Source organism: Streptomyces sp. NPDC006739, assembly GCF_042869815.1.
GTDB lineage: Bacteria > Actinomycetota > Actinomycetes > Streptomycetales > Streptomycetaceae > Streptomyces.
The window spans coordinates 62478-73450 of the sequence record NZ_JBIAGM010000032.1; the positions used below are offsets into that span (position 1 = coordinate 62478).

17 protein-coding genes are annotated in these 10973 nt (G+C 69.8%); 8 read left to right on the forward strand and 9 right to left on the reverse strand.

The window, feature by feature from the left end:
• Window positions 1-9 precede the first annotated feature (9 nt).
• The 9 genes from ACFYMM_RS38215 to ACFYMM_RS38255 all read right to left on the reverse strand — a co-directional run bounded on the left by ACFYMM_RS38215 (window position 10) and on the right by ACFYMM_RS38255 (window position 5658).
• On the reverse strand, window positions 10-339 hold the full coding sequence (locus ACFYMM_RS38215) for a helix-turn-helix domain-containing protein (protein WP_388395803.1): 330 nt from the start codon (window positions 337-339) through the stop codon (window positions 10-12).
• Window positions 336-869 carry a tyrosine-type recombinase/integrase gene (locus ACFYMM_RS38220; RefSeq protein WP_388395805.1) on the reverse strand — a complete coding sequence of 178 codons (534 nt, stop codon included), beginning with the start codon at window positions 867-869 and terminating at the stop codon, window positions 336-338. Before ACFYMM_RS38220 ends, ACFYMM_RS38215 begins: the two co-directional genes overlap by 4 nt.
• A gap of 15 nt (window positions 870-884) precedes the next feature.
• Window positions 885-1301, reverse strand: coding sequence for a hypothetical protein (locus tag ACFYMM_RS38225; RefSeq protein WP_388395808.1), 417 nt, complete (start codon window positions 1299-1301; stop codon window positions 885-887).
• A gap of 209 nt (window positions 1302-1510) precedes the next feature.
• On the reverse strand, window positions 1511-2728 hold the full coding sequence (locus ACFYMM_RS38230; RefSeq protein ID WP_388395811.1) for an alpha/beta hydrolase: 1218 nt from the start codon (window positions 2726-2728) through the stop codon (window positions 1511-1513).
• Window positions 2718-3605: a hypothetical protein gene (locus ACFYMM_RS38235; protein ID WP_388395814.1), complete on the reverse strand. Its 888-nt coding sequence runs from the start codon at window positions 3603-3605 to the stop codon at window positions 2718-2720. The genes ACFYMM_RS38230 and ACFYMM_RS38235 overlap by 11 nt, the downstream gene beginning before the upstream one ends.
• Complete coding sequence (locus ACFYMM_RS38240) at window positions 3602-3910, reverse strand: PadR family transcriptional regulator (protein WP_388395817.1); 309 nt, start codon at window positions 3908-3910, stop codon at window positions 3602-3604. Before ACFYMM_RS38240 ends, ACFYMM_RS38235 begins: the two co-directional genes overlap by 4 nt.
• Window positions 3911-4169: 259 nt before the next feature.
• Window positions 4170-4607 carry a DUF3307 domain-containing protein gene (locus ACFYMM_RS38245; protein WP_388395820.1) on the reverse strand — a complete coding sequence of 146 codons (438 nt, stop codon included), beginning with the start codon at window positions 4605-4607 and terminating at the stop codon, window positions 4170-4172.
• Window positions 4604-4846 carry a hypothetical protein gene (locus ACFYMM_RS38250; RefSeq protein ID WP_388395822.1) on the reverse strand — a complete coding sequence of 81 codons (243 nt, stop codon included), beginning with the start codon at window positions 4844-4846 and terminating at the stop codon, window positions 4604-4606. Before ACFYMM_RS38250 ends, ACFYMM_RS38245 begins: the two co-directional genes overlap by 4 nt.
• A 260-nt stretch (window positions 4847-5106) precedes the next feature.
• Window positions 5107-5658 (reverse strand): hypothetical protein, encoded by a 552-nt coding sequence (locus tag ACFYMM_RS38255; protein WP_388395824.1) that lies wholly within the window; start codon window positions 5656-5658, stop codon window positions 5107-5109.
• A gap of 353 nt (window positions 5659-6011) precedes the next feature.
• Here ACFYMM_RS38255 and ACFYMM_RS38260 point away from each other — a divergent pair, with 353 nt between their 5' ends.
• From ACFYMM_RS38260 to ACFYMM_RS38295, 8 genes are all read left to right on the forward strand, one after another.
• Complete coding sequence (locus ACFYMM_RS38260) at window positions 6012-6362, forward strand: ribosomal protein L7/L12 (RefSeq protein ID WP_388395865.1); 351 nt, start codon at window positions 6012-6014, stop codon at window positions 6360-6362.
• Between the two features lie 173 nt (window positions 6363-6535).
• A complete protein-coding gene (locus ACFYMM_RS38265; protein WP_388395827.1) occupies window positions 6536-7198 on the forward strand; it encodes a hypothetical protein in 663 nt (220 codons plus the stop codon).
• 354 nt (window positions 7199-7552) lie between these two features.
• A complete protein-coding gene (locus ACFYMM_RS38270) occupies window positions 7553-7690 on the forward strand; it encodes a hypothetical protein (protein ID WP_388395830.1) in 138 nt (45 codons plus the stop codon).
• A 26-nt stretch (window positions 7691-7716) separates the two neighbouring features.
• Window positions 7717-8007, forward strand: coding sequence for a hypothetical protein (locus ACFYMM_RS38275; protein ID WP_388395833.1), 291 nt, complete (start codon window positions 7717-7719; stop codon window positions 8005-8007).
• 744 nt (window positions 8008-8751) lie between these two features.
• Entirely contained in the window at window positions 8752-9258 is a 507-nt protein-coding gene (locus ACFYMM_RS38280; RefSeq protein WP_388395836.1) for a DUF6420 family protein, read from the forward strand.
• A 465-nt stretch (window positions 9259-9723) separates the two neighbouring features.
• Complete coding sequence (locus ACFYMM_RS38285) at window positions 9724-10023, forward strand: hypothetical protein (RefSeq protein WP_388395838.1); 300 nt, start codon at window positions 9724-9726, stop codon at window positions 10021-10023.
• The gene (locus tag ACFYMM_RS38290) at window positions 10020-10391 is read left to right on the forward strand and encodes a fic family toxin-antitoxin system, toxin component (protein ID WP_388395841.1); all 372 of its coding nucleotides are present in this window, start codon (window positions 10020-10022) and stop codon (window positions 10389-10391) included. The genes ACFYMM_RS38285 and ACFYMM_RS38290 overlap by 4 nt, the downstream gene beginning before the upstream one ends.
• Window positions 10392-10525: 134 nt before the next feature.
• Window positions 10526-10879 carry a hypothetical protein gene (locus ACFYMM_RS38295; protein WP_388395843.1) on the forward strand — a complete coding sequence of 118 codons (354 nt, stop codon included), beginning with the start codon at window positions 10526-10528 and terminating at the stop codon, window positions 10877-10879.
• Window positions 10880-10973 lie beyond the last annotated feature (94 nt).

The window sequence follows — 10973 nt, forward strand, 5'->3', positions numbered from 1 at the left end:
GCGAGGAGGTCACATCGGCGGCAAGGAACGGCCGTCGCGGCGCTTGGGCACCACGGCCGGGGCCACCATCGAGCCGGTCGTGGCCTCCTGGACGCCGGCCTGCTGACCGGGGCGCCTGAGCTTCCCGGGCTCGGGAATCAGCAGGTCGCTGATCTCGCATCCGAGCACGACGCAGATCACGTCCAGGTCTTCCAGCTTGAGGGAGACTGGCTGGCCAGACCATAGGCCGGACATCTTCCCGGCCGAGATCACCATGCCGTGTTCGGCCAGGCTCCGCTGGAGTTCGGACGCCTTCCAGATGCCTTTGTTCGCGGCGGTCAGCCGCAGGTTCCACTTCATCCCATCAGTCCTTCCAGCCGCTTCGCGGCGCGCTGCTGCCCGGACACCCAGGCGTCCTCGACCTGGGTCTGCTGGACGTGGATGTACCGCATCGTGGTGGCGATCCAGGAGTGTCCGAGGACCTCTTGGATCCCGAGCAGATCAAGGCCCCCGAGGTAGAGCTCGGACGCGCAGAAGTGCCGCAGGACGTGTGGCGTGAGCGTGTCGGCCCAGGCGGGAAGATGGGCCTTCGCCGCAGCGGCCAGGCTGTTGCGCAAGGCGTCGTCGCCGACGCGGCGCGAGGAGCCGTCTGCGTACTTGCGCTCGGAGGGGAACAGCGGGGCACCGGGGCGGGTGTGGTCTTCGTCGAACTGGCCCCAGACGTCCTCGATGAACCACCGCAGTGTGCGGTCGGCGCCGTTGATCAGCGGCACCATCCGCTCGCGCGGCCCCGAGCCGCGGGCGCCCTTGCCGTGGCGCACGTGGAGCTTGCCGAAGCGGCCCAGGTTCCATTTGATGTCGGCCAGGTCGAGCTTGCACGCCTCGCTCACCCGTAGCCCCACCTGCTACATCAGCTTCGCCGCGGTGTAGTTCCGGGCGGTCGGGGCGAACTTGCGGCAGGTGGCCAGCTCGCCGCCCCAGCCGGTGAACAGCGTCCCGACCTCCGGCTCGGTCGGCGGGATCCGCAGCTGGGCGTCCTTGGCTCCGCGCGGCCGGTTCATCTCGTCGATCGGGCACTCGATGACCCGGCCGCTCATCCGGTGGAGTTCGACCTTGTGCCGCAGCTCCAGGAACATGAAGTACGTCGTCAGCGCCTGCGACCGGGCGAGGCGGGTGCCGCTGGGTGAGTTCCGCAGCACCTTGCCGAAGTACGCGTCGGCGTCGGCCGGCTCCATGTCCCACAGGGGCCGGCCGAACCAGGTCCTGATCTGCTCCAGGTGCCCGACGTCCCCGCGGATCGTGCCGTCCGCCAGCGCCGCCAACCCGAGCCTCCTCACCTTCAGCCCGACTGTCGATCGGCCGGACACGATGAGAACGCTTCAAGAATCTCGAAGTTACGTCAGTCGACGACAAGGCACCCTGAAGAGGGAGAACGCCCTGGCCACGGGGGCAAAGACTCAGCGGGGCTCAGGGGAACTCGCGGGATGTTGCACAGTCGGCTACACGGATATCCAAACTCCTGTGCACATGCTCACGACGCGGTGCGCTGTACCTCGACCTGGGGGTACGGCGAGGACCGGCCGACCAGCAGCGGTTCCGGCAGGCCGCGGGCCACATGGTCGACGAACGCGGCCAGGTAGGCGTTGGTCATGGTCAGCGCGTCGTCGCTGTCGATCGACCCGAGCCCGACCACAGACCGGATCGGCGCGGCCAGGTAGTAGGCGCCGTAGTCGCTGAAGTTGAAGTGCTCGGCCCCGTTGAGCCGGTAACTCCAGACGGGCCCGGTGCTGGCTGTCAGCAAGGCGCGGGCGGCGTCGCGTTCGGATTGCTCGTCGGCATTGCTCGGCCGGCAGGTTCCGGTGATGCAGGAGCTCTGGCTGGCCAGCAGCATTATCGGTTTGCCGAGTCCGGAGTGGACGACCGTGCCGAACTGGGTTCCGTCCAGGTCGGCTGCTCCGGCGCAGTGCGGGTCGTCGTGGCAGGCTTGCAGCGCGGCGGCTCCGCCGAAGGAGTGGCCCAGGTACATGGTGGTGGCCGCGTCGACGTGCCCGGCGAAGGGGCCGGTGGCTTCCAGCGCGGCGACCCGGGTTGCGGCGAAGCGGTCGTCGGCAGCCCATACGCTGACCAGCCGGTCGTTGGCCGGGCGCATGGCGGCCGTGTCGGAGTCCTGCGGGTTACCGGCGGGTGTCGCGTTCACCGGCCGTCCGTTCAGCACGGTCAGGTTCGCGCTGTAGGTGGGGGTGATCCCGGCGACCAGGTATCCGTGGCTGGCCAGGTTCTCCGCGAGCGTGGTGTACTGCGGCGCGGCCAGGCCCAACCCGGGTTCGAGCACCACCACGGGGAACCGGCCGGCGGCGACGGGGGCGTCGGCGACGGCGTGCACCCGGATGTCGTCGAACCTGGTCTCGCCCAGTCCGGGCAGGCCGCCCATGTGCAGTCCCGACCATGCGCCCGGGGCGTAGGGCGCGGGTGGCGCGCCGGGGGCGGGTGCGGCCGGGTACCACAGCCACGCGGACAGCTCTCGCGGCATGCCCGGGTACGGGGCGAGTGGATCGGTGCGGGCGTGGTCGGTCCAGTCGGCCGTGGTCCGGCCGACTGGATGAGGGCCGGTCGGGGCGGGCAGGGTGACCTGCTGCCCCCGCCGGGCCGCCACATAGCCGATGTAGCCGCCGAGCGTCACCACCAGCACGATCACCAGGACGAGCAGGGTCTTCAGGGTTCGGCGTAGCCACCAACGGTCAGTGCGCATCGACGCTGCCCCGGGTACGTGTGATGGCGGCCCGCAGGCCGCGTGCGGAGGAAGTCGCCGCGACCACCAGCGTGACCGCCATGACCGTGCCGTAGCCGGCCAGTGCCGTAAAACCGGGCCGGTCGGCAAAGGTGACCAGGCCCCAGCCGACGCTGGCGGTAACGGCCACCGCCATGAGTGCTGTGGCGACCGCGCTGGCCAGGGTGGCGACGCGCAGCCCCGCACCGCTCGGCGTAACGTGCCGCAGCGCGGCGGCCGGTCCGGCGGCGCAGGCGGCACCAGCGAACAGGCCGAGCCCGACCAGGACCAGAAACCCGGTGGGGCCGACACCCACCCCGTGGGTGATCAGCCGGAGAACCGCCGCAGCACCCAGGAAGGCCGATACGGCGACCGGTGGGACGAGTAACAGCACGCGGGCGCGGCGGCGTCCGGGATGGCATTGCGGGGCGCGGAGGACGGCAACCACCGGGGGCAGCCAGCCGACCGCGGTGGCCAGCGCCGACGTGGCCGAGGCCAGGGCGTAGACGTTGTACCACCCTGCGGCCGGGTCGGTGCGTCCGGTGACGTACCAGGCCCCGTCCCGAGTGGTCTTGGCGAACAGGACGGCGCCGGCGGCCAGCGTCGTCCACGCGCACAGGGTGACCGCGACGGTGGTGCACATCCGTCCGGTCCGGTCGTGCAGGTGCGTGCTGGGACGGGCCCAGACGCGCACCGCCGCGGCCGCGACGTCGACCACCTGTCGAACCCCGACGCCACTGTCCTCCAGCAGGGCCGCGAACTCCGTGGCGTAGCGGTGGCGCCACACGGGCGGATACAACCCGACCAGCACGCGCACCCGCCAGTCGGGCCTGTCCTCGGCGGCATTCGGGATTTTCACGGCATGGCTCCTGCGGCCCGGAGCCGGCGTAGCCCCAGATCGGCCACCCGCTGCATCTGCTCCGCCTGCTCGGCCAGCGTGCGCTGGCCGAGACCGGTGATCCGGTAGGGGCGGCGACGCCCCTGCGCGGGCAGCGCCTCGATCAGCCCCTCGGCTTCCAACCGGGCCAGCACCCCGTACAGGGTGCCGGGGCCGAGGGCAACACCGACCGAGTTCGCGATGTCCTGGGTGATCGCGTAACCGTGCCTGGGTTCGTCGGCCAGGCTCGCCAACACGAGTACGGCCGGATCGGTCTCGGACGCCATGATTCCCCTCTTCGTCGACCTACGCGGGAGGATATAACGCGTCACGATGTATCGCCAAGCATGGTAAGCGCCTCTTTGGTCGCAGGCTTTAGGAGCGAGTCCCACGCTGTGGTGTTGGGGTACACCCTGCGCGTCACCGCCTTCGCCGCCGTGCACCGTGGACTCCTCGCCCGCTGCCAGCCGCTCGACGGCGGCCAGGGCGCCCCGCGGCCCGGCCCAGCGCCAACCGCTGTACCAGTCCCCAGGCCGAAGAGCCTGATCACACGAGAGTGATCAGCAGCGCAGAGACCCATAGGCAGAACACGTGCTGAGCTTGGTCGACCGAATATCGGCCCTGCGGGTTCTTGGCGAACTCGCGGCTGCCTGTCAGGACCATCCATGCCTGCACCGGCCACCGACGGTCCCAGAATCCGTGGGTGACAGCCGAGAACGCGATCCCCGCAGCGGCCCCGGCCCAACTGATCGGGAGGTCGAGCAGGGCCGTGGTCACCGCAAGCATCGCGGCCGTGACCAGGTGATAGACCACCACGTGAGCGATCAGCGCCCGCCAGGACTCCCTGGCCTTCGTCGCACCGGCACCCGGCTCCGGGCGTCCCTTCTCGGCAGCCTGCTTGTCCGTCTGCCAGCAATGGTCCGCCCAGACATGAGAGGCGAACAGCGCCGCGAACACCGCGGCGAAAACGGCTCCCGAGGTCACGCGACCGTCACCCCCAGGGATGCACTCCGGGCCGAGGCATTGACGCTGGACAACCGAGACACCACCGAACGACAGCAAACACGGCTCGGCAGATGGTGCCAGCCCCCGACCGAGACACCATGGAAGGTGGACACGGCATACGCCGCGTTAATCCAGTGGTCGCACAGGGGGTGCAGCTCGCCAAAGGTGGCCAGCAGAGTGCCGAAGAGGGCCAGACGCTCGGTGGTGAGACGGGGCATGCTGGGGGTCTCCTGATCTCGAAGAGGGCGAGGGAGCGGGGTGGCCGGCCCTTTGCCGATGCGCGGCCACCCGGCGGTCCCGACCCCGGCCACATCGGCCGGGGTCGGGTCGTTCAGAACGGGGGTTCGTCCGGCCAGGCCGGGCCGGGCAGGAGCCGGCGGACAGCTGCCAGCGGCCGACCTTGAGGACAGCGGCCGCCGTGCCGACCGAGGCCGGGACGACGGCCACCAGAAGCACGTCCTTGCGGGTACGCACCGCGTCACGTCCGGGGCGGGTGCGGCTGGATCAGGAACCGGGTGCCGGTGCTGCCGCTGTACGCGGGCGCGGCCTTGAGGAAGTCACCCCCGGTCCGCACGATCTCGAACATCGCCTGCTTGATGAAGTCGTCGTCACGCTGGAGGTCGACGCGGTCCTCGAGGAAGTCGGCGAGGTGCACCGGGTGGGGCGAGGTGCCGTGCGGACGCATGCGCTGCAGGCGGCTGCGCACGATCTGCGCGGCGGCGGCGTCGGGCATCGCCGGGACGCCTCGGTCGATCGCCCGGCAGTGGGCGGCGTGTGCGTTAGCAAGGTCGGCGGCCTCCGTCTCCGCCAGCCGGACGCGGCTGCTGTTGCGGCCCGCGCGGTAGGTGCAGCCCAGGCACGCGGCACCGTGGGAGGAGCTGCGGTCGCTGGCGGAGGTGTAGACGAGGACGATCGCGCCCTCCAGCGGTCCGAGGGTGTTGCGGTAGCGCTGGACGACGGTGGTACCCGGCGGCGTCCACAGGGCCAGGTCCGGCGCGGCGGGACGGCGGGCGAACAGGCTGCTGAGCATCAGTGACTTCTCCTTCGAGAGGGTCGTTGTTCAGGCGGCCAACCGGTGAGTCACCGGGGCCGTGGAAGCGAAGTAGGTGTCGGGGCTGGGCTCATAGCCCCGGGCGCAGGGGTCGCAGCGTCCCTGGGTGCGCAGCGGTACTGGCGCAGAGCACTTGTTCCGTGGCTGTCGTATTCCTGTGATGACGCTCCTTGAAAGTGGCCTGGCCGCAGTTCCGTGAAGATCTCGATGCGTGGCAGTTCAGGGGACACCGAAAATTGACGGTCCGAGGGCTCTGTCCATCGACACACTGGGCCACGTACTCCGTCGCCGAAGGAGATGTGTCCGTGGAGGAGCCAGGGTTCGCCGTGCTTGTGACCGAGCCCGGGAAGGGCGGACAGGAGGCTCTGCAGGCAGTCAGAGCGGTGACCGGACTGAGCCTGTGGCGTTGCAAGCTTCTACTCGACCGCGCCCCTGTGACGGTTCTGGAGGAAGCCCCGCTCGACCGGGCGAGCGGGGCGGCCCGGCGGCTGCAGGACGCCGGCATCCCTGCAGCAATCCGCTGTACCTGGTGCGACAGGACGGTGTCCCGCGACGGGAGGCTGCTCGACCCAGGCCCCTGTGCATCCCGCTTCTGGCCGACCGCCCATTGCCAGGCGAACTGTCTCGCCAGCTGTGATTGCGAGTTCTGCAGCGCCTATGGGCCGACCGTCCTGACCCTGTGATTGCAGGCTCATCCCGGAACTGAATGATCCTGCGCGCGGCTCTTGGGGGTGGGACAGAGCGGCTCGCTGAGATTCCCCACCCACCCCTCGCCGTCACGCACACCCCCTCATGCGGTCCTGACCGATGCGGCACAATCACGGTCAACTGGGCAAGCAACGGTGGGGGTGGGAACGTGGGGCGTTTTGGCTCGCGAAGCCGACGTAAGGGCATACCGAACGAGCCAGCACTACTGGCGGCGGCTGCTGAGAATCCCGGTGGCAGCGTCGCCGAGATCGACCCGACGTATATCGACGATCCGAACGGCTACGTACCGCCCGAGGCAATCCGCGGCGCGTGGTTGGTAGACAGCAACGGGAAACTGACAGGTGAGTACCAGGAGAATCCTCGTCACGGGGTGCCGCAGGACGACTTCAGCAAGCTCACTGACCCTGATCACTGGCTTGGCTGGCTCGGCGATGATCCCGCGATCGCCGTCCGGAAGGGCATCGAAGAGTCCTTGCGAGCCCAGGTGGCAGATGCAGTGGTCGAGTGGGTCAAGATCATTGAGACGCCTCGGTTTCTCACGGGTGGGCGTCGACATTCTGATGACGAACAGGTCATGTTGGTGACCCGCGCGGCACTCGCCGCACCGTTTGCGTTGTCCGTGCGCACCACGCAGCACGGGCGTTCCATTCTTGTGGGGGTGTTCTCGTGGGCGGCGGTGAACCTCTCACCGCCCGGAGTCCGCAAGGATCGGCACTGGTTTGACCTGGGTGTGGAGCTCGACTGGGCCGGTGAACGGCTTCAAGGGCGGATCTACGAAATTGACGGTGCGGACGGCACCGCCGAGCGGTAGAGCGGGAAGTCACTCAGCACCGGCGGTCACGTACGTGGCGCTGAGCCATGCGAATTCGCTGGTCGGCAGAGGGGCCGGTACGGGATGCTGCACGCGTGATCGAGCGAGAAGTCGCCGTTCGGGCAGTCGAGGACCAACTGGAGCGCGACTACCAGCAGTGGCGGGCTGTGAGCGCGGACGCGGTGAGGATTGCTGTGGTCCGTATCGAGGAGCACGAGCTGGTGTGGATCGTCTCCTGGCAGTCCGAGGAGCGAAGGCCAAGCCGAAGCCGCGGGCGGTCCGTACGGTGCGCCGCAACGGGCGCGAGCCGATGGGGCTCGCGGCGGCGATCGACGCGCCGGCCACCGAGCGCGCATGGGAGCTCCCGGCCGCCGACGCGACACTGCGCGAGCGGTGGGCGGCCTCGCCCCCGAGCCTGCCGGGCACGTCGCCGCCGTGTCGTACGACGCCGACACCGGCCAGCTCACCGTGGGCCCGGAGTCGGCGGCCTAGGCACAGCAGGGCGCGGCGGAGAGCCGGTGGGCTTCGCCGCCTCCCGCTACCTGATGAAACACACCGTGGCCGCCACGAAGGCCCGGCTTGAGCGGACCCGCATCATCGCGGCCGCCAACCAGTCGGCGGCCCGCACGGTCATCCGCGCCCTGCGGATCCTGGCACCCGGCACGGTGCCGGTGCCCGAGCCGACCGACTCCGATCCGCAGCACGCGGCCGCGCCCACCGGGCCGCCATGTAACCGGGAGAACGCCTCGGACGGCTACCACCGCGCGCTCGCCGCGCACAATGGAGGTTCACCTCCGCTCGCGCGGTGAGGACGGGACGCAGTGTGGTCAGAGGGACCGGCGGGGCGGTTCACCTCCGCTCGCGCGGAGAAGCACGGACTCGGCAGCCCCAGCAGTTGGTCTGTGCGGTTCACCTCCGCTCGAGCGGAGGTGAGCCGTCGAGCCAGAGCACGCCGATGAAATTGTCGGGCTGCTCTCCGCGCGAGCGGAGGTGATCCGCTGGAGGCCACGCTCGCTGGGGCTGATCAGCGCTGCTCTCCGCGCGCGCGGAGGTTAGTCACCACGGCCCGCCTCACGTCCGGGGCCGGAGGCACCTGGAGCCGATACGCCCCCCGGCGACCGCACACGGTCACCAGCAGGGTGGACTCCTGAGGAACTTGTGACAGCTGAATAGGCGTGCCCACCAGTACCGGGGCCGTTCCCGAACTGTGGGCGCTGCAAGGAGTAGGGCCTCTGGCACGCCCTCTATCGCAGGGCGGCGGCCGCAGCCCGCCGGTCCAGCGGGGGTCTTTGCCTACCGTCGCGTGTGATGCCGAAACCTGCCGTGCGCGCCTGCGGCAGATGCCACCCTAGGGAAGTAACGCCCGCCGACCGCAGGAGAACTGTGCCCGTGATCCGTGCCCACCACCGGCTCAAGGGCGGCGCCGCCCAGCTCGGCGCCACCGGTCCCAGCCTGGCGGGCCCTTTCGGTGTCTGGGCCGCCGATGACCACCAGGACGACGAGGACTAGGAGCGCGAGCTCATTGTCGGCCGCGCGAAGGAGACGAGCACCTGATGACGAGCGAGCACCGCGGCGCCGTCGGCGCGTACATCGCGTACGACAACCTGCCGGTCCTGGACGCCACGGAGAAGGACCTGCCGCTGCTGCACCCGTACGGCACCGTGGAGGTCGGCGGCCGCTACGTCACACCCGGCGGCGGACGGCTGACCGTCAGGAAGGACGGCAAGCACTTCCACATCACGCTGGACCACCTCGGTTGCCCGGCCCAGCTCACCGAGGAGAAGACCGCCCTCTTCAGGCGTCTCGGTCTGGCCGCCGAGGGGCACTGCGTGCACGCCGGGTGCCGTCACCGCGTCGCCGACGCCGGGGCGGTGCTGCGCTCCTTCCAACTGCGGACCGGCAGCATAGAGGTCACCGCCTTCGTGCGGGCCGCGCTCGCCATCGAACTCGGCGACGAGCGCCCCGTCGACCTGCTCCTGAAGGACGCCGAGGCGCTGGCCGACCCCGTGCGCCGAGCGGACCCGCAGGACGAGGAAGAGCAGGACATCGACGCCGATTAGGGACCAGCCCCGCCGACAATCCCTTCCTAAACACCCAGCGCCTCGACCCCATGAGCTGCTCTCCGCGCGAGCGGAGGTGATCCGATCAGCACCGACCGGGGGACCCTCTTCCACGACTGCTCTCCGGGCGAGCCGAGGTGATCAGTAGGGAGGGTGCTGGCTTACGCCGCTACTGCTCTGCGCGCAAGCGGAGGCGGCCCGGCGCCTGGCGTAGCTGTTTGTCACGTGCCACCCTGCTCTCCGCGCGAGCGGGTGTGAACCGCATCTGTTCGTGGTCATGCAGCGAACGGGCGGTGGCTCTTCCCGCGAGCAGCGTGGGACGATCGCACATTCCGTACGAGTAGACGAACGCCTGGTGCGTGCGCTGGAGACTTGAAGGGGCAGCCGCCGTCCATCGGCCGCTGCCCCTTTCTTCTTGCCAGAACGCCTTCAGCGGGAGTCTGATCCGCTGGTACCGTCGCTCGTATGGAGCAGAACGGACAGGTGCCGCCCTTCGAGCCAGAGGAGTACGCGCGCGTCGAGGCGGCCGCCAACATCGTCGGTAAGTCCCTCCAGGACTTCGTTCGCGACGCGGCGCTCAAGGCCGCCGAGGACCCGTTCCTCAAGGCCCTCGGTAAGACCCGTGACCGCATCCCGCAGCTCGCCGAGGTCTTCGCTACCCAGGACACCGGCGCCGCCAACACCAGCACGGCCGCGTGGCCCGACCCCGCGCCCATGGGCAGCCGTGACCTGCACGAGTTCCCGCAGCACGGTCACGCCGCGTGACCCGGTTCCTCATTGCACAAGAGCTCCTGCAGATCGCCCAGACCCTCCCGGGCGATCCGGCCTGTCTCGACCTGGGTGTGCTGGATGCTGTCTGCGCCCGGGTCCAGGCCCACTACATGGGTCGCGACGTGTACGCGAGCGACTGGCTCAAGGCCGCGGCCATGCTCGAGACCATTGCGCTACACGAGCCGCTGGAGGAGAAGAACGAGTTCTTCGCCTGGCTGGTCGCCGAGACGTTCCTCAACACCAACAGCGTCACGCTGGGCTACGAGCCGGAGGAAGCCCTCGCGCTCGTCATGCGCACCAAGCACAAGGGCGCTCGCGTCCAGGAGGTCGCTGCGCAGCTGCGCGCCTGGTCCACCGGCTGAAGCCCCTGGCCGTAGCTGGGAGTACCCCCGCTCGTCGTCGACGGGCACACCGCCGTGCGCGGGCTGGGCACGGGATGGGACCAGCGTTCCTGCGGATCCCACCCGAGCAGCTGGCCGCGTCTGCCGTACCCGGCATGACCAATGTCGCTGCGGTGGCCGGAGGTTGCCGGTCGGACGAGGAGGACGAGGTGCGTCGTATGAACCTGCTGACGGGAGTGGTGGCGGCGGGAGCGACGGCCGTCGTCGGCGTCGGCCCTGCCGCTGCCGCGCCGGTCGATCTGGACGTGGCCCGGCGGCTGCCGGCCGAGCCGGTGCCGCTGCCCCGGCTGATCGGGCAGATCACCGCCGCGCGCAAGGACTACTGCGCCACCCAGTACGCCCGTCTCGGCCAGACGCTGCCAGACTTGATCGCGTCGGCGACCGCCACGCGGGACGCTTTGTCGGGCCGGCCCCGCGAGGAAGCGGACATGGCGCTGGCCCGCACCTAAGAAGCCGTTGTTTTTCCGGAGTTGAAGACTGCTTTTTCGCTGGTCGGGCATAGGGTCGACGATCCCGTGGGAGTAGTGGCCTGTCGTGCTGTCG